This is a genomic window from Actinomycetota bacterium (genome assembly GCA_030684515.1).
Classification (GTDB): Bacteria; Actinomycetota; Actinomycetes; order S36-B12; family S36-B12; genus UBA11398.
Map to the genome: position 1 here is coordinate 41,861 of JAUXVJ010000011.1, position 21,920 is coordinate 63,780.

At 59.1% G+C, this 21,920-nt stretch carries 23 protein-coding genes; 10 read left to right on the forward strand and 13 right to left on the reverse strand.

Annotated elements, in window-relative coordinates:
- Positions 1-5: 5 nt before the first annotated feature.
- Positions 6-635 carry a helix-turn-helix domain-containing protein gene (locus Q8M73_05950; protein MDP2288092.1) on the reverse strand — a complete coding sequence of 210 codons (630 nt, stop codon included), beginning with the start codon at positions 633-635 and terminating at the stop codon, positions 6-8.
- A gap of 98 nt (positions 636-733) precedes the next feature.
- Here Q8M73_05950 and Q8M73_05955 point away from each other — a divergent pair, with 98 nt between their 5' ends.
- Together Q8M73_05955 and Q8M73_05960 are read left to right on the forward strand one after the other, a co-directional pair.
- Positions 734-1,699: a pirin-like C-terminal cupin domain-containing protein gene (locus Q8M73_05955; protein ID MDP2288093.1), complete on the forward strand. Its 966-nt coding sequence runs from the start codon at positions 734-736 to the stop codon at positions 1,697-1,699.
- 30 nt (positions 1,700-1,729) lie between these two features.
- Positions 1,730-2,656: a pirin family protein gene (locus Q8M73_05960; GenBank protein ID MDP2288094.1), complete on the forward strand. Its 927-nt coding sequence runs from the start codon at positions 1,730-1,732 to the stop codon at positions 2,654-2,656.
- Here the strand turns inward: Q8M73_05960 and Q8M73_05965 are convergent.
- From Q8M73_05965 to Q8M73_05990, 6 genes are read right to left on the reverse strand one after another with little or no spacing between them, the layout of a single operon-like run.
- On the reverse strand, positions 2,653-3,870 hold the full coding sequence (locus tag Q8M73_05965; protein ID MDP2288095.1) for an acyl-CoA dehydrogenase family protein: 1,218 nt from the start codon (positions 3,868-3,870) through the stop codon (positions 2,653-2,655). The two genes, Q8M73_05960 and Q8M73_05965, sit on opposite strands and share 4 nt — an antisense overlap.
- 25 nt (positions 3,871-3,895) lie before the next feature.
- On the reverse strand, positions 3,896-4,945 hold the full coding sequence (locus Q8M73_05970) for an acyl-CoA dehydrogenase family protein (GenBank protein MDP2288096.1): 1,050 nt from the start codon (positions 4,943-4,945) through the stop codon (positions 3,896-3,898).
- A gap of 48 nt (positions 4,946-4,993) precedes the next feature.
- Positions 4,994-5,707 (reverse strand): CbiX/SirB N-terminal domain-containing protein, encoded by a 714-nt coding sequence (locus Q8M73_05975; protein ID MDP2288097.1) that lies wholly within the window; start codon positions 5,705-5,707, stop codon positions 4,994-4,996.
- A 3-nt stretch (positions 5,708-5,710) separates the two neighbouring features.
- Positions 5,711-6,928, reverse strand: a complete 1,218-nt coding sequence (gene cobA, locus Q8M73_05980) for a uroporphyrinogen-III C-methyltransferase (protein ID MDP2288098.1) — start codon at positions 6,926-6,928, stop codon at positions 5,711-5,713.
- On the reverse strand, positions 6,925-7,632 hold the full coding sequence (locus Q8M73_05985) for a phosphoadenylyl-sulfate reductase (protein ID MDP2288099.1): 708 nt from the start codon (positions 7,630-7,632) through the stop codon (positions 6,925-6,927). The genes cobA and Q8M73_05985 overlap by 4 nt, the downstream gene beginning before the upstream one ends.
- Positions 7,629-9,293: a nitrite/sulfite reductase gene (locus tag Q8M73_05990; GenBank protein ID MDP2288100.1), complete on the reverse strand. Its 1,665-nt coding sequence runs from the start codon at positions 9,291-9,293 to the stop codon at positions 7,629-7,631. The genes Q8M73_05985 and Q8M73_05990 overlap by 4 nt, the downstream gene beginning before the upstream one ends.
- 308 nt (positions 9,294-9,601) lie before the next feature.
- On the opposite strand from Q8M73_05990, the gene Q8M73_05995 reads away from it, so the two are divergent.
- The 6 genes from Q8M73_05995 (at position 9,602) to zwf (ending at position 14,613) form a co-directional block, all read left to right on the forward strand.
- Positions 9,602-10,024 (forward strand): DUF6325 family protein, encoded by a 423-nt coding sequence (locus Q8M73_05995; protein MDP2288101.1) that lies wholly within the window; start codon positions 9,602-9,604, stop codon positions 10,022-10,024.
- Positions 10,025-10,063: 39 nt separating this feature from the next.
- Entirely contained in the window at positions 10,064-10,348 is a 285-nt protein-coding gene (locus Q8M73_06000) for an SHOCT domain-containing protein (GenBank protein MDP2288102.1), read from the forward strand.
- A 13-nt stretch (positions 10,349-10,361) separates the two neighbouring features.
- Positions 10,362-11,291, forward strand: a complete 930-nt coding sequence (locus Q8M73_06005; protein MDP2288103.1) for an alpha/beta hydrolase — start codon at positions 10,362-10,364, stop codon at positions 11,289-11,291.
- Between the two features lie 30 nt (positions 11,292-11,321).
- Positions 11,322-12,212 carry an META domain-containing protein gene (locus Q8M73_06010; GenBank protein MDP2288104.1) on the forward strand — a complete coding sequence of 297 codons (891 nt, stop codon included), beginning with the start codon at positions 11,322-11,324 and terminating at the stop codon, positions 12,210-12,212.
- Between the two features lie 48 nt (positions 12,213-12,260).
- The gene (locus Q8M73_06015; protein ID MDP2288105.1) at positions 12,261-13,022 is read left to right on the forward strand and encodes an SDR family oxidoreductase; all 762 of its coding nucleotides are present in this window, start codon (positions 12,261-12,263) and stop codon (positions 13,020-13,022) included.
- 127 nt (positions 13,023-13,149) lie between these two features.
- Complete coding sequence (zwf, locus tag Q8M73_06020) at positions 13,150-14,613, forward strand: glucose-6-phosphate dehydrogenase (protein MDP2288106.1); 1,464 nt, start codon at positions 13,150-13,152, stop codon at positions 14,611-14,613.
- 58 nt (positions 14,614-14,671) lie between these two features.
- Here zwf and Q8M73_06025 read toward each other — a convergent pair whose 3' ends face one another.
- Both Q8M73_06025 and Q8M73_06030 read right to left on the reverse strand, forming a co-directional pair.
- Positions 14,672-15,313, reverse strand: coding sequence for a hypothetical protein (locus Q8M73_06025; protein ID MDP2288107.1), 642 nt, complete (start codon positions 15,311-15,313; stop codon positions 14,672-14,674).
- A 185-nt stretch (positions 15,314-15,498) separates the two neighbouring features.
- Positions 15,499-16,059: a PaaI family thioesterase gene (locus Q8M73_06030; protein MDP2288108.1), complete on the reverse strand. Its 561-nt coding sequence runs from the start codon at positions 16,057-16,059 to the stop codon at positions 15,499-15,501.
- A gap of 217 nt (positions 16,060-16,276) precedes the next feature.
- On the opposite strand from Q8M73_06030, the gene Q8M73_06035 reads away from it, so the two are divergent.
- Positions 16,277-17,575 (forward strand): ABC transporter substrate-binding protein, encoded by a 1,299-nt coding sequence (locus tag Q8M73_06035; GenBank protein ID MDP2288109.1) that lies wholly within the window; start codon positions 16,277-16,279, stop codon positions 17,573-17,575.
- A 206-nt stretch (positions 17,576-17,781) separates the two neighbouring features.
- Positions 17,782-19,080 carry an ABC transporter substrate-binding protein gene (locus Q8M73_06040; protein ID MDP2288110.1) on the forward strand — a complete coding sequence of 433 codons (1,299 nt, stop codon included), beginning with the start codon at positions 17,782-17,784 and terminating at the stop codon, positions 19,078-19,080.
- Positions 19,081-19,144: 64 nt separating this feature from the next.
- On the opposite strand, the gene Q8M73_06045 is transcribed toward Q8M73_06040, so the two are convergent.
- The 4 genes from Q8M73_06045 to Q8M73_06060 form a co-directional block, all read right to left on the reverse strand.
- Entirely contained in the window at positions 19,145-20,302 is a 1,158-nt protein-coding gene (locus Q8M73_06045; protein ID MDP2288111.1) for a CaiB/BaiF CoA-transferase family protein, read from the reverse strand.
- 139 nt (positions 20,303-20,441) lie between these two features.
- Complete coding sequence (locus Q8M73_06050) at positions 20,442-20,789, reverse strand: nuclear transport factor 2 family protein (GenBank protein ID MDP2288112.1); 348 nt, start codon at positions 20,787-20,789, stop codon at positions 20,442-20,444.
- 167 nt (positions 20,790-20,956) lie between these two features.
- Positions 20,957-21,346 carry an SHOCT domain-containing protein gene (locus Q8M73_06055; protein MDP2288113.1) on the reverse strand — a complete coding sequence of 130 codons (390 nt, stop codon included), beginning with the start codon at positions 21,344-21,346 and terminating at the stop codon, positions 20,957-20,959.
- Between the two features lie 66 nt (positions 21,347-21,412).
- On the reverse strand, positions 21,413-21,880 hold the full coding sequence (locus tag Q8M73_06060) for a hypothetical protein (protein ID MDP2288114.1): 468 nt from the start codon (positions 21,878-21,880) through the stop codon (positions 21,413-21,415).
- Between the last annotated feature and the right edge of the window lie 40 nt (positions 21,881-21,920).

Below are 21,920 nucleotides of genomic sequence, written 5' to 3' on the forward strand. Positions count from 1 at the left end.
GCGGGTCAGGCCGGCAGATTCAAGCCGTGCAGGCAGAAGGAGACGAGGTGGTCGCACTCGTCTTCGGATGGCGCTGTTTGTGCCTGCAGATGGCGCGACATAGTGCCCATCGTTGCCTCGTGAATGACAGAGGCGTCGAGTTCAGGCTTGGCACTGCCAAGTGCATTGAGTGGCACCAGGAGGAGATCCCAGAGCGCATTGGTGGCTTCTGCAGTTCGGGTATCAGGACTGCGATGTGAGCCAGCGAGGATCTCGCGCACTGCAGCGCCTTGTCGGGCAGCGGTTTGATTGGTGGCCTGGGTGAGAAGGCCGCGGATCCACAGCTCGATCTGCGCCTGCGGATCGCTGGACTTGGCCATTCGGTATTCAAGGTAGGCACGCACCCGACGAAGGCCGCGGGCCATTACTGCCTGCATGAGGTCTTCCTTGCCGGTGAAATACCGGTAGAACGCCTGATTCGAGGTCCCGGCCTCCGCCACGATGTCGGCCACGCGAGGAGCAGCAGGCGTGGACTTCTCGGCAACTATGAGGGCTGCGTCCAAGATCGCCTCGACATCTCGAACGGCGTCGTCGCGCAGCGGCTTCAGGGCCCGGTCAACCGCACTCTCCACGGGATCTTCGGCTGCGGTGGACACTGACCAAGTATGGGCTATGAGGGCTTCTTGTGAGGCGGGCCGGCACTTGTGCCGTAGGTAGTTGAATGATAAACTACTTTCTGTCGAAAGGAGCCACCATGGCTGCCATCTCTGCTGACCCGCTGACCCTGCCTCGCGTGAGCGCGGATCCCGCTGCAGATCAACGCACGGTAACCAGCGTCACCACTGCACCCCGAGGCTTTGAGGGCGAGGGTTTCCCTGTCCGCCGTGCCTTCTACGGCATCAGTTCGGCCGACCTTGACCCCTTCATCCACATGGACCAGATGGGAGAGGTGGAGTACGCGCCGGGAGAGCCCAAGGGCACGCCATGGCATCCACACCGTGGTTTTGAGACCTTCACCTATCTCATTGACGGTCAGTTCATCCATCAGGACTCCAATGGCGGCGGCGGGCTCATCCTGGACGGCGGCACGCAGTACATGACGGCTGGCAATGGCATCTTGCACATTGAAACTCCACCAGCTCAGCTCGTGGAGTCCGGCGGCTTGTTCCACGGGCTGCAGCTGTGGATCAACCTTCCTCGAAACAAGAAGCGCATTGACCCGCAATACCAAGATCTGCAAGGCGCAGATTCGGCTCTGCTGACCAGTGCCGACGGCGGTGCAGTGCTCCGGGTGCTCGCCGGCGAAATCGACGGACACAAGGGCCCGGGCATCTCCCACACGCCCTTGTCGATCGCACATCTGACCCTGGCGCCTGGTGCGCAGATCGACATTCCGTGGAGTCCGAGTTTCAACTCGATCGTCTACGCACTTGCCGGATCAGGTTCAGTTGGCATTGAGCAACGTCCATTGTCAGCGGGTCAGACGGCCCTCATGCAATATGGAACAGCACTGCGGATCACTGCTGCGCAGAAGCAGGAGTCACGTTCGCCGAACTTCGAACTCTTCATCATCGGTGGCGAGCCATTGCGCGAGCCCGTTGTGGCCTACGGACCCTTCGTCATGAGCACTCAAGCCGAGATTGTCGAAGCCTTCGAGGACTTCCAGGCCGGAAGGCTTGGAGTCATCCCGGCCGATGCGATCCAGCCGCATCGTGTTTGAGAATTCGCTTTGAGAACGCGCGGGTGACGCGTGACCCTTGTCGAGGTCATCGGACCTCATGAAGTCGCACTTGGCTCTGATGAAGGACTGCCCGTGCGTCGCACGCTGCCGACGCGCGCCCGCAGCCTCATCGGAGCCTGGTGCTTTCTTGATCATTACGGGCCAGTTGATGCTGAGCATTCGTCGGGCATGTCGGTTCGTGCACATCCGCACACTGGTCTGCAAACGGTCAGTTGGCTCTTCTCGGGCTCAATCGACCATCGTGACAGTGCCGGCACGGTGGCCAAGGTGCGTCCCAGTGAAGTGAACCTGATGACTGCTGGCCGGGGTATCAGTCATTCCGAAACGCCATCAGCCGGCAGTGGGCCATTGCACGGAGTCCAGTTGTGGGTGGCGCTTCCAGACGCACATCGTTGGCGTGAACCAGGCTTTGAGCACTATGCACCGGAGCTTGTCAGACACAACGGAGTGCAGGCTTGGGTGTTTCTTGGATCACTGCTCGGCAGCACTTCGCCCGTCACGACATACACGTCCCTGCTTGGAGCAGAACTCGTGCTGACGGCTGGCACCACGCTTGAACTGGAAGTCGATGCGCGCCATGAGCACGGCTTCCTAATTGATTCGGGAGCCGTGACTGTTGAGGGGGTTGATGTCGGTCTTCATCATCTGGCATACGTGCGACCTGGCTCATCGACTATCCGCCTGCATGCAGATGCTGATTCGCGAGTAGTTGTTATTGGAGGTGAACCGCTGGGTGAATCCATCGTCATGTGGTGGAACTTCATCGGTCGATCGCATGAGGAGATCGTCCAGTTTCAGCAGCAATGGAATGCGGAGAATCGAACGCTCTCGAGACAGCCCGCGGATCACCCAATTTTCGGATGGCCAAATGGAGAAGCTCAGGAGCCAATCTTGGCCCCTGAGCTTCCGCCTGCGCGTATGAAATCTCGCGGTTAGCTCTTCTTCTTGCCCGCGAGGAACACCTTCGAGCCTGGGTAGGAAGCCTTGGGAAGTCCCAGCACATGCTGGGCAATGATCGTCCGGAAGACCTCGACGGTACCGCCGTAGGTGCCGGTGCCCTGCGCAAATCGATGTGCGTACTCGGCCTCGCCATTGCCGACGCTGCCCTCTTCACTCATCGGCAGCAAGCCAGCTGGGCCAAGCAGGTCCTGCAGAATGGCCGACTGCTTGACGAGTGCATCCGAAGCGCGAACGCGACCCATGGGACCAGGTGTGCTGATGCCGGCTTCGTATTCAACCAATGCAGCGCCAAGACGCTCGCGAACGCGCGCATCCTCGGCCATGCTGCGACCATCTGGACCTGTGGTCTTCTTCGCCCACTCAGCTACTTCAAAGATCGAGTCGGCAAGTACCTTGCAGAAGCCAGCGCCGATGGAAAGGTCCGTCAACCCATCTGACATATCCACTCCGATGCTGTGTTCGGCATCCAGTGGGCCGTGCAGAACACTCCAGCCGTCGTTGACCCCGCCGATGCGGTAACGATCATGGATCTGGACATCTTCGTAGTACACGATGTTGGTGCGCTCGCCGCTGAAGGTGCGAATGCCTTGAATAGTGACGCCTGGGGTGTCCAGCGGCACCAGGAACATCGTGATGCCCTTGTGCTTAGGCGCATCGGGATCGGTACGGGTCACCAGGAAGGTGTAAGTCGACACATGTGCGCCTGTGGTCCACATCTTGGAGCCATTGATGGTCCACATGTCGCCGTCTTGAACAGCGCGGACCTTGGCATTGGCAATGTCCGAACCACCATCAGGTTCGGAGTAGCCCAGACACAACACGGCCTGTCCTTGAGCGCAGGCCTTGAGAATCGGTTCGCCAACCTCGGCAGCCATGTACTTGCGCACTGCGGTCATTGGCAGGCTTGAGGTGCCGCGCATCATCATGATGCGGGCATCCTGGCGATCCAGTTCCAGATCCATGATTCGCTGCTGCAGGGGAGTGAAGTCGGCGCCACCTTGAATCGCCGGCAATTCGGGGTACAGCCAGCCACGTGCGCCTAGGCCCTCATACACCTTCTTGTTGAAGCCGTCGCCGAACTCATGCTCCTGGGCGAAGACGTCGGGCGTGAACAACTCGGTGAGGTAGTCGCGAATCTCCTGCTGCAGTGCGCGGTGCTCTTCGTCCAAGTCAACGAGTGCGAAATCCATGGGGGCTCCTCTTCCTTTCCGTGAACTACTTGGCCGATGCCAGAACGTGGTCGCCAATTTCGGCGAGATGTGCGCTCGGGTCGCCCGCGAGTGCGCTCCAACCCTTGCTGCGCAGGAAGTACAAACTCACGTCCGCTTCAAGGGTAAAGCCAAGACCGCCCTGGAAATGGGCAGCGTTGGTGGTGCCGTGTGTTGCGGTCTGCGCGCTGTAGACCATGGCAACGGCCGGCAGCTCAGGACGCTCGTCAGGTTCGTTGTCCAAGAACCAAGCGGCTTTGCGAGCGATATTGCGGGCGCCTGCAATATTGGTGACGATGTCAGTCAGTGGGAATGCCACACCTTGCAGGGTCGAGATGAGCACGCCCATCGTCTCGCGCGTCTTGGTGAACTCCACAGTCAAAGCCAGAGCAGCCTCGGTCATGCCGACAAGGGCACTGGCCATGAGCACCATTCGCTCGTCATGGGCGCGCGTGTAGATCTTGTGCGCACTGGCTCCGCTCGCAATGACGATTCGATCTGAGACCGCATCGAAGTCCCACCAAGCCAATGGTGTGTGACCTTGGTTTCGCACATGAGCAGGCGACTTCTCCAAGGTGTACAGGACCAGGTCATCGCCAGTCAGGCCGAGCACGCTCTTGGCAATCGCACCGGCCGGGACCAACTGCTTGGAACCGGGCTGAATGGGAAAACTTGCCAGCGCGAGGATGTGTGAGCCATCAGCGGCACCAGCCAGCACCTGATCCATGGCTGCATTTGACGCCGAGGCTAGGGCTCGCGACGTGACCACATGCTCGATGTATGGCACGGGGGCCACTGCCCGTCCGAATTCTTCGGCAACAAGAGCAAGCTCCACTACCCCGGCCCCATCGCCACCGGCCGACTCTGGCAGGCCCATGGTGCAGGTGCCCATCTCAACGAGGCGATCCCAGAGATTCTGATCGAAGCCAAGAGGTTCAGCGTCTCGCACTACTGAAGTGGGGCATTGATCGCGAAAGAAATCGCCGAAGGCAACGAGGACTTCTTGGCCAATCTCCTCCAAGGTGTAGTCCTGACGGCGCAGTTCATACAGATCCAACGTGTTCCTCCCGGGTCAAGTGAAGCGTTCTACGCGCGTAGCCTCGCGTCAAGCGGTTTGCACACGGTCGATCGATGAGATGTGCAGGCGTTGGTCAAGAATGTCAATCAGCTTTGGCAGTTGGCATAGGGGGGTCGTGGCGCTGGTTCCGGCTCGGGTGGCAGCCGCTGAGATCTGGTCGGTCAGCACTCCCGGGAAGAGCGTGAATGTTGCTACGACTGGAGCCAGACCGGTGCGCTGCTGCAAGTCCTGCACACCAGCCACAATTGCGTCCCCTGATTCGCTGACAATGGCCAGGACGACTTCGCGCCCACTTTGTGCTGCCCAGGTTTCTGCAAGTGCCTGAGTGGAGGCTAAGGCGGCGGGAGTTCGTCCGCCTGCCCATGCCAGCACGACAGGCACTCCGGCAGGGATAAGTGATTCAAGGGCGAGCCCAAGGCTTGGATCCATGCCGATGGTCTTGCCGACTTCAAGAGTCATGCGGTGGTCACGTTCTGCGCGCGCTATGGCATCTGGGATATCGCGAATGGCATGGGTGGCCTCAGTGAGGATCAGTGGCAGTACGCGCACCTTGGTGATGGTGCCTGAGTCCAGTTCGCGGCCTATCGCTGCGGTCAAAGTGGGCCAGTTGTGCTGAAGGTAGGCGATGCGCACCATTGGTCCCTGGAGATGTCGCTCGAAGTCGGCTGCGATAGCGGCAGCGGCTTCGCTGGAGCGCGGGTCGGGGCTGCCATGCGCCAACAGAACTACAAGTTCGCCCATGATCTAGCTCGAGACCTGGTGCAAAGACGTCTGCGCAGAGAGCATATTTGGCACGGACACCACGTCGCCGATCACTATGACTGCGGGATTGCGGACGCCAACTTCTTCAGCGCGATCCACGATCGACTCCAGAGTGCCCACAGTCACGCGTTGCTTGCTGGAGCTGGCCTCTTCAATGATCGCTACTGGCGTTGACCCATGCTTGCCTGCTGAAACCAAGCCGCTCACAAGTCTGGGAAGGCTTGCCACACCCATCAGTACAACGAGGGTGAGTTGCAATTGTGCAAGAGGTGCGAGATCTGCGAGCGGATGCCCAGTGATGACGACGTAGCCGTTGGCCAGACCGCGATGCGTGACAGGAATGCCAGCAGCGCCCGGGGCAGCGACAGCTGAACTGATGCCTGGAATCACTTCAACTGTGACACCTGCGGCGACGCACGCTTGCACTTCTTCAGAACCGCGCCCAAAAACAAACGGGTCACCGCCCTTCAGACGGACGACGCGCTTGCCAAGCCTGGCTCGATCAACAATCACTGCGTTGATCTCATCCTGAGTCAGTGACTGATGGCCCGGACTCTTGCCGGCTTCGATCAACTCAACATCGTCATCGAGGCTTTCGAGCAGGCTGACAGGGCCCAAGCGGTCAAACACGACGACATCAGCCATCGCAAGTGCGCGACGTCCACGGATGGTGATGAGATCTGGATCCCCAGGACCACCACCAATGAGCACCACGTGTCCATCGGACGGACGCACGCGTCGCACAGGTAAGGATCCGTCCTTGAGCTGATCTGCGACCGCATCGCGAATTGCTGCAGCCCTTCTGGGGTCGGCTCCTGCAGTCACGGCGATGGTGATGTCGTCAACGCTGGTAGATGCAGGAGTCCAGGCCTCAGAAAGCAAAGCCTGATCTGCGCGTATGCACCAGATTCCTGCCGCGTGGGCTTCAGCTGCGACGGCCTCATTGACTCCCGCGACATCAGTGAGTGCGTGGACAAGCCAGGCTCCCGCGGTGTCACCGGATTCAAAGCCACGAATGGTCAACTCAATCGAGCCCTGTTGGCTAAGCGTGAGGATCGATTCGGCGACCGATGGCGCGATGACGAGTACTCGAGCTCCAGCTGCAAGCAGTGCGGGGATTCTTCTTCGAGCAACAGCGCCCGCGCCCACAACGATCACCCGCTTACCCGCCAGGTTCAGCGAGATGGGGTAGCTGCTCATGTGTGCAGGCCGCACTCGATCTTGTCCTGGCCGGCCCAACGTCCAGAGCGAGGGTCAGCACCGGGAGCAACACGCGCGGTGCATGGACCACAGCCGATAGAGGGGTATCCGTTGTACATCAAGGGATTCACCGGCACATCGTTCTCAAGGGTGTAGCGCAGCAGATCGTCGTCCGACCAATGCAGCATGGGGGAGATCTTCAGCACTCCACGCTTCTCATCGAACTGCACGACGGGAACCTCTTCGCGAGTCGGCGATGAGGCGATGCGCAGTCCGGTGATCCAGGCCTCGTAGCCGATAAGGGATTCCTCCATCGGAAGCACTTTGCGCAGCTGGCAGCAAAGGTCAGGATCGCGCGCCCAGAGATCCTTGCCATATTGCGCATCTTGCTCAGCGATCGACTGCACTGGGGTGATCGTGATCAGGTTGATGTTGGTGCGGGCCACCAGGTCGTCGCGGGTGGCGAGGGTCTCAGGGAAGTGATAGCCGGTGTCAAGGAACACCACAGGAATCTCGGGAGCGATGGTGGAGATGAGGTGCGACATCGAGGTGTTCGCCATGGCTTGAGTCGAGACCACGCGCCCGGCAAAGGAATCTGCGGCCCAACGGATCACCTCAGCGGCGTCGGCGCCCTCAAGCCCTGCGGTGGCATATCGAGCGACGGCTTGTAGGACGCGAGCGTCACTTCTTTGCACAACGGTCATCTGATCGCCTCATCATCTGCCCGTAGGGCCCAGGTGCTGAACGACTCGTCATCTTCACGCTCCTCGGTGAAGCGATTCACCACTCGTTCGATGTAGTTGGGAAGCTCATCGGCTGGGAGGCGCAAGCCCTTGACAGTCCGTCCAAAGCCCGACTCATGACCAAGTCGGCCACCGAGGTGAATCTGAAAGCCTTCAACATCGTTGCCATCAGCATCCAGGGCACGCATGCCCTTCAAGCCGATGTCAGCAACCTGAATCCGCGCGCAGGAGTTCGGGCAACCGTTGATGTGCACAGCCAGCGGCAGGTTGTACTCAGGCAGCCGCTCTTCCAACTCCGAGATCAGGGCAGTTGCACGATCCTTGGTGTTGGTGATGGCCAGCTTGCAGAATTCAACACCTGTGCATGCCATCGTGCTGCGGCGGAACTGGGTCGGAAAGACCTCAAGCCCGATTGTGCGAAGAGCTGTGACAAGCGCCTCGACATTTGCTGGCTCAACATTGAGCACGACGATCTTCTGATCAGCAGTCAAGTGCACGCGATCGGAGCCGGCGGCCTCGGCAATATCGGCGAGTGCGGCAAGTCGCTCCCCGGACAGTCGACCAACAGTGGGAGCGGCTCCGACGTAGTTGCGGCCGTCCTTCTGTGGATACACGCCAACGTGGTCGCGCTGGCCGGTTTCGTCAATCGACGGGCCGTCGATGAGCTTGCGACCCAGGTAATCGTCCTCAAGCACCTGGCGGAATTTCTCGGCACCCCAATCAGAGACCAGGAACTTCAGGCGGGCCTTGGTGCGCAGGCGGCGGTAGCCGTAATCGCGGAAGATCTTGACCACGCTGACCCAGACCTCGGGCACATCTTCGATCGGTACCCATGCGCCAAGACGGACTGCCAAATGCGGATTTGTGGAAAGTCCGCCACCGACCCAGAGGTCAAATCCCGGTCCATGCTCTGGGTGAACCACCCCGACGAAGGAAATGTCATTGATTTCGTGCGCGACATCCAAGCGCGGTGAACCGCTGATCGCCGACTTGAACTTGCGGGGCAAGTTGGCCAACTCAGGGTCAAGGAGGAACTTGCTGATGATCTGCTCGATCGCTGGAGTGCCATCGATGATCTCGTCAACCGCAACGCCTGCCACTGGTGAGCCCAAGATGACGCGGGGAACGTCACCACAAGCTTGGGCACTGGACAGGCCAACTGCCTCAAGCCGACGCCAGATCTCTGGCACGTCTTCGATGCGGATCCAGTGGAGTTGGATGTTCTGTCGATCGGTGACGTCAGCAGTGCCCTGACCAAAGTCATTGGAGATGCCAGCGATGGTGCGCAATTGCTCCAGAGTCAAGCGACCCCCGTCAGAGCGCACGCGCAGCATGAAATGGGAGTCTTCAAGCTCTTCTGGCTCAAGGGCAGCGGTCTTGCCGCCATCGATACCGGGCTTTCGCTGCGTGTACAGACCCCACCAGCGAAGACGTCCGCGAAGGTCATCGCTCGGGATGGAGTCAAAGCCCTCAAGGGCGTAGATGGTCTCCACGCGATGACGCACCGAGAGTCCGTCGGCCTCCTGCTTCATGACCTCATTGGGATTCAATGGGGCATCACCGTCCACCGCCCATTGGCCATTGGATTTGGCGGGGCGGGTGGTGCCGGTCGTGGTGGTCATGAATTCCTTTAGGGGAGTGAATGCGCAGCGCTGGAACACCAGCAACAGCAGGGGGGGGTGGGTCGCCGAAAAGGGGAGGCGACTAGCAACAGCGCATTGAAGTCACGCGCATGAGATCAACATGCATGCGGCGCGTGAGGAATGCAACTGACATGCGGGGACCATAACTTCCGCTGTGAACGGGTGTCTACGACGAAGCAGACAGTTGCGAAACCTTTGCATCAAGCCGACATTTCGCCTACCGAGACCGCCTGGCGCGAGCCAGCGCACACTACGCTTGCGCCCGCCACGATCTAGAGGAGACCTGTATGGAAATCGGCCCAGTTGAGTATCTCGTCGTTGAGTTCCCCGGCAATGAATTCAACGGCGAAATTGCCCCTGAGATTGCTGCCCTGGCACAGGCCGGAATCGTGCGCATTCTTGATCTGGTATTCATCACCAAAGATGAGAATGGTGACGTCGTGTGGCTGGAAGCCGACGCGATGCAAGGCGAAGTTGCACTGGGATTCCTGGACAGCTTCGATCAGCTTCAGGGCCTGTTGAATGAAGATGACATCGCGACCGTTGCTGCCGAACTAGCACCCAATTCCTCAGCTGGACTGATTCTTTGGGAAAACACCTGGGCTGCACGACTGGCTGGCGCAATTGAGAATGCCAAGGGTCGCGTGGTGGCTCATGAACGCATCCCTCGTGAATTCGTCCTGGAAGCCGCAGCCGCGCTCACAAGCTGACCCTGTCCTCACTGCCACATCTGATCTAGGGAGACACCAATGATTCGTCGCGGACCAAGCCTTATTCGCGTTGCCGCAACCACTGCCGTCGTTGCGGGCACTGCCACGGCGGTGTCAGGTGGCATGCGCGGCCGGCAAGCCCAGAAAGCCCAGGCTCAACAGGCCGCTGCCGCTCCTGCCCCGGTTGCGCCGGCTGACCCAACTGCAGGAGAGATGACCGACGAGGTCATCAGTCAGCTCAAGCAACTAGCTGACCTCAAGAATCAGGGCATCCTGACTGAAGAGGAATTCTCTGCTCAGAAAGCCAAACTGCTCGGCGAGTAAGAAAGGCATCTGGATGTCAGCCCTGTCGCGGGAGCTGCGTTTCAGCAATGAACGCGGTGAACAACTGGCCGCAACATTTCAGTGGGCGCACACATCCGTGCCCAGTCCTGGAGTTCTGTTGTGTCAGGGCCTGTCGGGAGTCCGCAACCTTGTGATGCCTGAGGTAGCTGAAGCCTTGGCTGATGCCGGCATCGCCACTTTGCGATTCGACTACAGCGGTTTTGGTGAGAGCGAAGGTGATCGCGGGTGGATCAACCCGTTGGATCGTGCCAATGATGCTCGAATTGCCCTGGCAGCGCTCCAGGCGCAAGCTGAAGTCGATTCCAACAGAATCGGCGTCTATGGCCATAGTTACGGCGGCCCTGTCGCGTTGCAGCTTGCTGCCTCAGTTCCAGACCTTGGCGCGCTGGCTGCCATCTCGAGTCCCGGATCAGGCACGGACATGCTGCGCGCGGCTCGGCCTGCATGGGATTGGGTTGCCCTGAAGCGACAAGTCCTCGATGAACGCGGGCGCATCGATCGAGGCGAGGCACCCGCGATTGTCCCAATCGAGCAGATCTTCCCGTTCAGCCCGGCATTCGCGGCTGGCTACGCAAAGTTGAAGCAGTCGCAGGGCGGCACTAGTGCCTTGCAGGGAACTCACGGCTTGGGCAAGGACTCCTTCTATCTCGCCAGCGTTGACTGCATGGCGAGCTTGCGCTTGTTGCCACTGGCCACCGGCATCGTGAACTGCCCCTGCCTGTTCATCAGCGGTGAGTTGGATGACACTGCGCCAATTGAGACCATCGAGCCGATCTTTGAGTCGATACCGGCGACAAAGGAGTGGATCGTCGTTGCGGGAGCCGATCACAATGCACTCGATAGCGATCCCGGATTGCGCGCCGCTTTGGCATCGGTAACAACTTGGTTTCAGTCCCATCTTTGCGTGCAGCCAAGCCCTTGATTTGCGCCCCCACTGACGTACGCTGACCCGATGTTGATGCGCAGGCGCCGGTATCTGTTGATTGCAGTTCCATTGACCATGGTGGGGCTCCTTGCCTCCGGGTGCAGTTCGGATGCGTCGAACTCAGACAGCTCCCCATCTGAACCGATCGCCACTCCATACTCGGCGAGCGCTGCCCCCTCAACGAGCAGCGCAGTTGCCGCACCAGCGCCAAAGAGTCCCTCGCTCGTGGGCGCGACTTGGCAGCTCACCGCATTTGCATCGTCCACGGGTGCGATGACAAAGGCGACCACAGCTCCCTCTGCAGGCACTCTTGAATTCACCGCAGACGGCAAGCTCTCGGGATCCACCGGCTGCAATAGCTTCAACGGGACGTACAAGCGCTCAGGTTCATCGCTGACCATTGAAGTTGGACCAATGACGATGATGGCGTGCAACGGCGCTGCAGCGACTCAAGAAAGTGCTGTGCTGGCGAATCTGGCGTTGGTGGACAACTTCACCATCGGCGCCAGGCTGCAGCTCAAGATGGAGAGTTCCACGGTCCTCACCTACGAGGCCGGTATGACCGGACTGGCTGGATCGTCATGGGTGGCCACCGGCATCAACAACGGCAAGGCCGCGGTTGTCAGCGATGCCAACACATCGAGGGTGACGGCCAAATTCGACACCGAAGGCAGAATCTCAGGCAGCGGCGGATGCAATACCTACACCGCGACCTTCACTGCTTCGGGCAAGAACGCATTGAAGATCGGCCCGGCCGCCTCAACCATGATGGCCTGCGAACCGGAGTCAATCATGACCACAGAGCAGCAGTATTTTGCGGCACTCGCAAAAGTGACCAGCTACAAGCGCGACGCAAATCGGCTCACATTGATGGATTCGAGCGGGGCAACGCAGGTGACGTACATTCCTGCTTCATAAGCCATCGAACTCGGTTAGCCTGCCCAAAACGAATGGTGGAGGTTAGTCATGGCTACGTCAGCACCGCGCAAGATCTTGGTCACCGGGGGTTCCAAGGGCTGGGGTGAGGCGATCGTGGACCGCTTTGTCGATGAAGGCTGTGAAGTGTTCATCAATTTTGCGCACGATCGTGCGGCTGCTGATGCCGTCGCCGACAATGCGCGCACTCGGGGTTCGATTGCGCACGTCATCCAAGCCGACATGGGAACCGACGAGGGAATCCAGTCGCTGTTTGCCGATCTCGCCAAACTCACTGAGGGACTCGACGTCGTCGTGCATAACGCCTTTCATCTCACCAACGCCGATCCGCTGTCGGCAGATCGCGCGCAGTGGCTTCGTGCGATGGAAGTTGGCCCCCTCGCGCTGATGTCAATTGCGCAGTTGGCCGCTCCTTTACTGCCTTCTGGGACTGGTCGCATCATTGCCACGAGCAGTGTGGCCACCACTCGTCTGTTTCACCCGACCCAAGGCCTTGGCTACTTTCCGATGGCCGTTGCCAAGGGCGCGCTTGAAGTCTCGGTGCGCTATTTGGCAACAGAATTGGCGCCAAGGGAGATCACAGTGAATGCGGTGGCAGCCGCCTACATCGGAACTCCCAATCTCCTGCAAGCACCCGAAGCTTTTCTGCAGGCCATCGCGCGTAAGACTCCCTACGGCCGCATCCCAAGTGCCCGCGAGATGGCCAACACTGTGTACATGCTCGCCTCGGCAGATGCTGCTTTCACGACTGGTCAGATTCTGGTGGCAGATGGCGGCTTCACGCTCGTCTGAGATCAACTGTCAGCACAATGCTGTTCTGGCTCCAACACTTGTCGAAGGTATTGCGGAAGTCGGATGTTCATCAGATTGGTAGGCATTTCGTAACGGATGCGAAATATGCCACTGACAGATTCGGGACGTGGCGAAAATTCACCCGGGTGCCGGGCCCAAGGAGCCTCAGGTCGTCGTGCTGTTTGGTGCGACCGGTGACCTCGCCAAGAGAAAACTGATTCCAGGTCTGTTTCATCTAGCCGTCTCTGGCCTGGTACCAGGCATTCGGATCATTGGTGTGTCGCTAGATGAGATGAGCGTCGAAGAATTCCGCGAGGTTGCCGGTCAGTCCTTGCGGGAGTTCTATTCACGCAAGTTCTCAGATGCCGAGTTGTCGGCATTTCTCAACGACTTGCAATACGTCTCGACTGTTCAAGGCCCAGCTGCGTTGGCTCAAGCAGTCGATATCGCAGACAAGCAGCTCGATGGAATCGCACATCGACTCCACTACCTCTCGGTACCACCCAAGGCGGCGCTGTCAGCGGTTGCGCTGTTGGACGAGGCCAATCTGATCGAGCACTCACGCGTCATCATGGAAAAGCCGTTTGGCATTGACTTGCAGAGTTCAGTTGCACTGAACACACGACTGCACGAGATCCTGGACGAGGAGCAGATCTTCCGCATAGATCATTTTCTCGGCAAGGAACCAGCGCTGAATATTTTGGCCTTCCGATTTGCAAATGGATTGTTTGAGCCAATTTGGAATCGCAATTTCATCGATCACATTCAGATCGATGTTCCTGAGGCCTTAGGCATTGATCAGCGCGCGGAGTTCTATGAGCAGACAGGTGCCTTTCGCGACATGATCGTGACGCACTTGTTCCAAGTGCTGGCCTTCATCGCGATGGAACCTCCGACTCAGCTCACACCAGCAGCGATCACAGAGGAAAAGAACAAGGTCTTCCGCAGCATGCTGCCCTTGGAGCCCACTGATGTTGTACGTGGTCAGTACTTGGGATATCGCGATCTGCCAGGCATCGCAGAAGAATCAGATACCGAGACATTCATGGCTCTGCGCTGCAGCATTGACAACTGGCGCTGGGCAGGAGTGCCGTTCTACCTTCGTACCGGCAAGCGGATGGCTGAGGGTCAGCGCATTGTGTCAATCGCTTTCCACGAGCCACCCCGAAGCATGTTTCCGGCCGGGTCCGGTGTCGGTTCACACGGACCAGATCACCTGACCTTTGACTTGGCGGACTCGGCTCGTATGTCGCTGTCGTTCTACGGCAAGCGACCCGGTCCTGGAATGCGGCTGGACAAACTCAGCATGCAGTTTGCAATGCACGACACGGGCTTCCAAGGTGATCTCTTCGAGGCCTACGAGCGGCTGATCCTTGATGCCATGCGCGGTGACCGCACCCTCTTCACCACTGCTGATGGCATTGAACGACTGTGGGAGATTTCCCAGCCGCTCATGGAGTCACCGCCGCCAGTGCGTTCCTACGCGCCTGGGTCGTGGGGCCCTAATGCCATTCACCAGCTCATCGCTCCGAAGGCCTGGCGTCTGCCCTTTGAACGCAGTTGGCGCGACCCCAACGCCGAAGGCTCGTAGCTCTGGAACAGCAGAGAGGTCCGAGTCCGCGGGACTCGAACCTCTCTGGGTCAACTGCCTAGCTGCGGGATCCCGGGATCTTCACAAGTGAGTTCCAGTTCTGTTTGCCATGCAACATCTCGAAGCTCTTGCTCGAGATGTTCAACAGGTCATTGGGAATCGCTGTGCCAGCTGGGAAGGCTGCGGTCACGGCTGCCTTATAGGTGTTCTTGGCGTTCTCAACTGCGGTCTTGAAGGCGCTCTTGGAAGAGTCCACCTTTGCCTGGGCTGCGCTCTTGGCCGCTGACACCGCGGCGCTGTAGGCAGCTTGTGCCTGATCAAGCGCAGCGCGAGCAGCTGTTGCGTCCAAGCCTGCGTCAACTGTGAACTGGTAGGCATCCTTTGCAATGACAAGAGCCAATCGCTGAGGCGCCGTCGCATTCGAGATATCCGTCTGCACCTGAATGAGAACGCTCTGCAAGGCAGCATTCGCAGACGCGATGCTGGTGAAATAGGCCTTGCGTGCGGCGATGATTGCGGTGGCTTGAGTCTGGGTGACGGCGACCTTGACGGTCACACGCTGTGATTTATGCGAACCATTGCCCTTGTCTTTTCCATGGTTGTCTCCGTTGTTGGTCGCGGAGGCAGCAGATGCGAGCAGTGGTGCGGAAGCAACAAGCGCGAGGCCGGCTGTGGTTGCGATGAATCGTTGAACCTTCATGTCGATCTCCTTCAAGCGTTGTCTTTCGTTGCTTGAAGTCTGTGCGGGATATCGCGACATGGGAAGCGCAGATGACTCATTCTCCGGCAACACACAGAAAGCGAAATGAGTTCTTGAGGGAAGCGCGAAAATTCACAAGCGGCTCACAGAATTGGTGATGGTCGGTTTGGTGGAAATGCAGTTGCCTACATCGCACCAGGCTTCAACGCGACCCACAGTCCCTCAGCTTCAGCGCACAGGGTCTGGCCATCGCGCAAAGAGGCCGCGAACCAAGACTTGCGGCCCTCGTTTCGTTCCAAATGGCCCTCGACGGTGAGCTCCTTGTTCACCGGAGTCACATTGCGAAAGTCCACCTTCAAGTAGGCAGTGCGACGCAGCACGCCGTGCGAGCTTGCGATGCGCCCGAGGATCTCGTCGAACAACAGGGGGATGGAACCACCATGAGCTGCGCCGTTGGCGCCATGGAAGAAGTTGGTGAAGACGACGGTTGCCTGCATGCTCTCCTCCTGCCATTGAGGAGCCATGAGTGCGGGAGTCAGACTTCGTACGCCCTCAGGCCCACTATTGAGCGACCAGTCGGCCGACTGCGAGAAATGAAAGCGATAGGGCGCGAGCAGGGCAGCAGCTTGCTCCAATGCAAGGGCGGCGGCCAGGCAGACATCCTCGGGTGCGGTGGAGTGCGGCAGGCTGTCCTGCACTGCGCGAATCGCGCTCGATAGCCGATCGACTGTCTTGTCGCTTGTCATGAATTGGGATCGTATGGCGCAACCGTATTCGGATCGCAAAGGCGCGGCTATGGCGTTGCCCGTACCGAGAGCAACAAAGTCGGATATATCCCTTTTATCATAACGAATCTATAACGTATAGGGGCAATCTATTTCCAAACGGACATTCCGCAGCACAGAATTCTCCTGCACCAATCGTCCTCGCATAGCGCGATCGACGAAGACAGTGGAGGTAAGAATGCTCGTTTCGAACCACGCGCGACGCGGCACGGCAGTAGTTGCCGTCGGCGCCAGCGCAACGATGATGTTCGCCGTCATGGCCAACAGCGCCTTCGCAGCGCCGACGCCCACGCCAACCAAGGCTGTGAGCAATGCATCCTGTCCGGCGACACCAGGCGTTACCCCGACCACGATCAACCTCGGTTGGATTGGTCCCAAGACTGGAGCTGCTGCAGCCAACTACATCGGCTCCTCAGAAGCGGCGCAGCTGCGCATCGACCAGGAGAACGCCAAGGGTGGCATCAACGGCCGCAAGCTCACCTACAAGGTCTACGACGACCAGTCCAACGGCAGTGGCCAGATCACGGCCATGCAGAAGGCCTTGCAGTCCGACAACATCTTCGGACTGACCGCTCAGACCAACACCACCTCGATGTACCCAACGTTGAAGGATCAGGGCATCCCGGTCACCGGTTTCTCCAACCCTGCCTTCGGTACTGACCGCAACGCCTTCGGTACCACCGGTGCGACGACCTCCTCAAACCCCGCACTGGCCAACACTGGTGTGCTTGAGAAGTTGAAGCAGATGGGCGTGACGAAGATCGCCAACATCAACCACGTCAGCACCGGCGCCTCGGCTTCCGGCAATGCCACCGCAGGGCTCATCCCGCTCGTGGGCGGCCTGACCCAGGTGCTGCGCATCTCTGACGAGCCCCAGGGCACGCACGATGCAACCTCCACTGCACTGCGCATGAAGAACTCAGGTGCCGATGGCGCGATCATCGTCGGCTTCATCGACGGTGCAATCTCAATCATGCAGGCGCTGAAGCAGCAGGGCGTGAACCTCAAGGGTGTCAGCATCGTTGGCCTCTCAGACCCAGCCGTACTCCGCACCTCCAATGGCGCGCTTGACGGTGCGCTTGGCACCAACTACGGCACTGTGCCCGTTGGCGTGAATGTTCGCGCAGTCAAGACCTACGCGGCAGGCATGAAGGCAGCCGGCATCAACCCCTACTCCTCGGGCGCCCCTCAGGGCTTCGTCGGAGCAGACCTGCTGATCACCGGCCTCAAGGCCGCTGGCAAGTGCCCAACGCGTGCGTCATTCATTGACAACCTGCGCAAGGTCACCAGCTGGAACGGTGGCGGCTTGATTCCTGAGAAGATCAGCTTCAAGGGACCAGGCGTCATGCCGAACGGCAACCCAGCAGTGTGCACCTGGTACATGATCGCCAAGGGAACCGATCTCGTGCCCGACGCTAAGCCCACTTGTGGAGCCAAGGTCATCGATACTGCTTCCGGCAAGGTCGTGCTCAGCTAGTCGGCAAACAGTGCGTGAAAGTGGCGAGTGTCTTCGGATGCTCGCCACTTTCGCATTTGGTGTTCTTTGTCTGATTTATCCAGACATGTCATAACGAATGCGTAACTAAAGGACCGCAGCCATTCCCAAAGTGGAGCCTGGCTGTTCATATAGATGAGTACCAAGCGTCAGCGCATCTCGCGAAGACGAATTCAGTGGAGGTACTCATGCACCTTTCCAATCGAGCCAGGCGCGGTTCGACAGCACTTGCTGTCGGCGCCAGCGCTTCGCTTCTGCTCGCGATGGTCGCAACAAGCGCCGGGGCTGCCCCGACAACGCCGCCAGGACTGGTAAAGAACAACGCTTCTTGTCCGGCGACACCTGGCGTTACCCCGACCACAATCAACTTCGGCTGGATCGGTCCCAAGACCGGCCCCGCTGCAGCGAACTACATCGGCTCCTCTGAAGCAGCGCAGTTGCGCATCGATCAGGAGAATGCCAAGGGCGGGGTCAACGGTCGCAAGATCCTGTACAAGGTCTACGACGACCAGTCAAACGGCAGCGGCCAGATCACCGCGGCTCAGAAGGCCATTCAGTCTGACAACGTCTTCGGCTTGACTGCTCAGACCAACACCACGTCGATGTACGCAACTTTGAAGGATCAGGGCACTCCCGTCACTGGCTTCTCCAACCCAGCATTCGGCACCGACCGCAACGCTTTCTCAGTGACAGGTGCGACAGTTTCGTCCAACCCAGCACTGGCGAGCACTGGTGTGCTTGAGAAGTTGAAGCAGATGGGCGTCACCAAGATCGCCAACATCAACCACGTCAGCACCGGCGCTTCCGCCGCAGGAAACGCCACTGCAGGGCTCATCCCCTTCGTGGGTGGCCTGACTCAGACCCTGCGTATCTCTGATGAGCCTCAGGGCACACACGATGCAACCTCCACTGCTCTTCGCATCAAGAACTCAGGATCTGATGGCGCGATCATCGTCGGCTTCATCGACGGTGCAATCTCCATCATGAGTGCGCTGAAGCAGCAAGGTGTCACCCTCAAGGGCGTCAGCATTGTTGGTCTATCTGACCCAGCAGTGTTGAGGACCGCGAACGGGGCTCTTGAAGGTGCCCTTGGCACCACCTACGGGTCAGTCCCCGTTGGTGTGAACAACCGTGCAGTGAAGACCTACGCAGCAGGCATGAAGGCTGCTGGCCTCAATGCCTACTCCTCAGGTGCCCCGATGGGCTTCTTGGGTGCGGACCTGTTCATCAAGGGTCTGAAGGTTGCCGGCAAGTGCCCAACCCGTGCATCGTTCATCAACGGACTGCGCAATGTCACCAACTACGACGGTGGTGGCTTGGTTCCTGAGAAGGTCAGCTTCAAGGGCCCAGGACTCATGCCCAACGGAAACCCTGCTCTGTGCGGCTGGTACCTGATCGCCAAGGGCACCGACCTCGTGGCAGATGCCAAGCCCACCTGTGGTGCCAAGTACATCGACACCTCGACAGGCAAGGTCGTTCTCAGCTAGTCATCTCAACAAACTGAAGTGGCGGGTGTCTTCGGACACCCGCCACTTTCATGTATTCGGACGATTAGACGATGCCCGTTTCGTGAAGCGAAGCGATCTCAGCAGGACTCAATCCAAGTCCGAGCAGCACATCGTCGGTGTCAGCACCAAGATCTGGAGCTGGGGTCGAGGCAGGCACCTCAGGCCCATTGTCTCGGGTGAAGCGCAGGGGACTCGTGAGGATCCGCATGGGTTCACCTGAGTTGACCAGCGCGAGTCCGCCGCGAGCAGCGAGGTGTGGATCAACGAGCAGATCTTCAGGACGATTCACCGGGCCCACGCCGCCATGAAGTCCCGGGCTGGCTGTCCATTGGGCAGCTGGCTTCTCCAGGAATCTCGCGCCCAGCTTCGCAATGGCTGCGGGCTCGTCACTTCCGTGCCGATGGTCTGCGAGTTCAGGTAGCTCCATGCCCGCGCACAAATTGGCCCAGGTGCGCGGTTCATTCGAAGCGACCGTCACGTAGTTGCCATCAGCACAGCGATAGATCCCTCGAGCAGCCATGTTGCCCCAGCCCGGCGCTGGCGCCGATGACTGTCGGGCTATCTCTTCGTTGAGCATCCACATTGCTGAGTCAGTGATGCTCGCATCCACAAACGCGCCTTCGCCAGTGGCATCACGTCCAGCGATTGCGGCAAGGATGCCGCTGACTGCCATGAGTGCCGCTACCGGAATGGCGACGACGATTGAAGGCAGGGGCGGCACTCCGTCTGATGACAGCTTTGAAAGTAGACCGGAATAGCCCGCGTAGGTGATGTCGTGTCCTGGCAGGGCCGCATGTGGACTCTGCTGACCAAATCCAGTGATCGAGCACCACACCAGGCCCGGGTGGCCCACACGCAACTGCTCCCAGGCAATCCCCAATTCACTCAGGGCGCCCGGGCGATGCGAATCAATCACGATGTCCGCGCCTGCGACGAGGCGTCGGAAGATCTCGGCACCCTTGGGATCGCGGATATCCAAAGTGAGCGACCTCTTCCCGCGGTTCAAGGCACTGTGCACCGGAGAGGTCGTTGTACCAGACATGAACCGAAGTCCATCGCCACCCTTTGGTGCTTCAATCTTCAGGACATCGGCACCCATGTCAGCGAGCAGCGCACTGGCGAAGGCCCCTGGGTACAAACGTGACAGATCCAGGACTTTCAAATGCGCCAAGGGTCCAGGGATGGAAACTGATTCGGCCATGCCGATTTCACCTCTCAATAGAGAAGGGGCCGCGAAGTGAGCATCGTGGCAGGCGAGCGCCCCGCCTGCTCATGAAAGCGCAAAGTTCCTGGAAAGCGGTGCTGGCTAGCCAGGGATGGGCACCGGCTCATGCTGAAGGTTATGCAGCCGGCGAGTAGCTGTATCCCGTCATACGCAGAATCTCCCCGGCTTCATTGCACTCGAAGATGTCGCAGACGCGTCCAACAGGACCTGCTGGTGTCATTGATGTCAGTTCCACGATTGCCACATTGCCATCCTGGTAATAGCGGGCGTCAGTGAAGGTCATCGATGCGGTCTGTTCGGAGAGCGACTCGTATCCGGCGACGATGGCATCGCGTCCGCGCGTGGGGGGATTGTCATTTGGTGGCACCCAAAGGCCGTCTTCGGCGAAGAGTCGACCCATGTCGCCCATGCGGTTGGCGTTGAACAGTTCGACATATCGCTGTGCAGTTTCTATTGGCGTCATGCGTGCCATTGTGCCGAAACGATCACGTGATGCCTGCGCGATTGCTTGGATTCGAAATGCAATTCCTTGTGGTCCTGTTCATCGCCAGGTTCTCGAATCAGTAGAGGCCTCACCCGCGGTGATCTGCAGGTGAGGCCTCTACTCGTGCTGGTGAAGGGTGAGACGAACTAGGAAGCAAGTGCCTTTGACTTCAGCTGGTCGAACTCAGCCTGATTGATGGCACCGCTGTCGAGCAGGCTCTTCGCCGAAGTGATTTGCTCCGTCGGCGTTCCGGAGGTACCGGCTACAGACTGGATGTATTCAGTCTGAGCTTTCTGCATTGCCTGGGCTTGCTCGATGGCACGTTCATGCATTCCGCCTCCGCGAGCAATCAAGTAGACGAGGACTCCCAGCCACGGAATGATGATGACGACAATGACCCAGATCGTCTTGCCGCCGCCGCCGAGGTCCTTGCTGCGGAAGATGTCACTCAGTACCCAGAACAAGCACATGAACCAAGCAAAGAACAAGAAGAATTCAATCAAACCAAGCAGGTAACTGCCGTTGTCATCGAACATGAAGGCCCCCATCACAAATATGCCTGCGGGAACTCCGCCTGCATGCGGTGTGTAGTCTGCCAGCGACTACTGAAGCAAATCGATCCCGCACGTCGCATTGACTTCATCGGCATGTGTGAGCACTGCATTGAGGGCCTCGGTTGTCTGCGCGTCTGTGGTGCTGCTCGGATCGCTGTTGACCTGAGCAACCAGAGTGAACATCTCCGCGAGATCCTCACGACCATCTGCCGAAGCAGCATCTGCAACGGGGAACATGGCTTCGCCGAAGGCCGCCAGCTCCTCGTTGCTTGCGGGTTCACCCGACGCAGGCTTAATGGCGTAAGCAGCTGCCAATGGGTCACAGTAGGTGAAGCCTTCGTCGACCAAGGGAGTCTGGCTCTCGGGCGTCTGGCTCATCGGCGCCTGGCTCATCGGTGCCTTGCTCGTGGCGGGGGCGCTCGTCGTTGGCGAACTGCTTGAGCATGCCACGAGGCCAGCTGAGGCAAGCACAAGTCCGGCTGTGCATACGAGTGCGCTCGTCATTGAAAGTCTCATGTGCTGGACGCTATCGCTACTCGTTGGGTACGAAAATGGA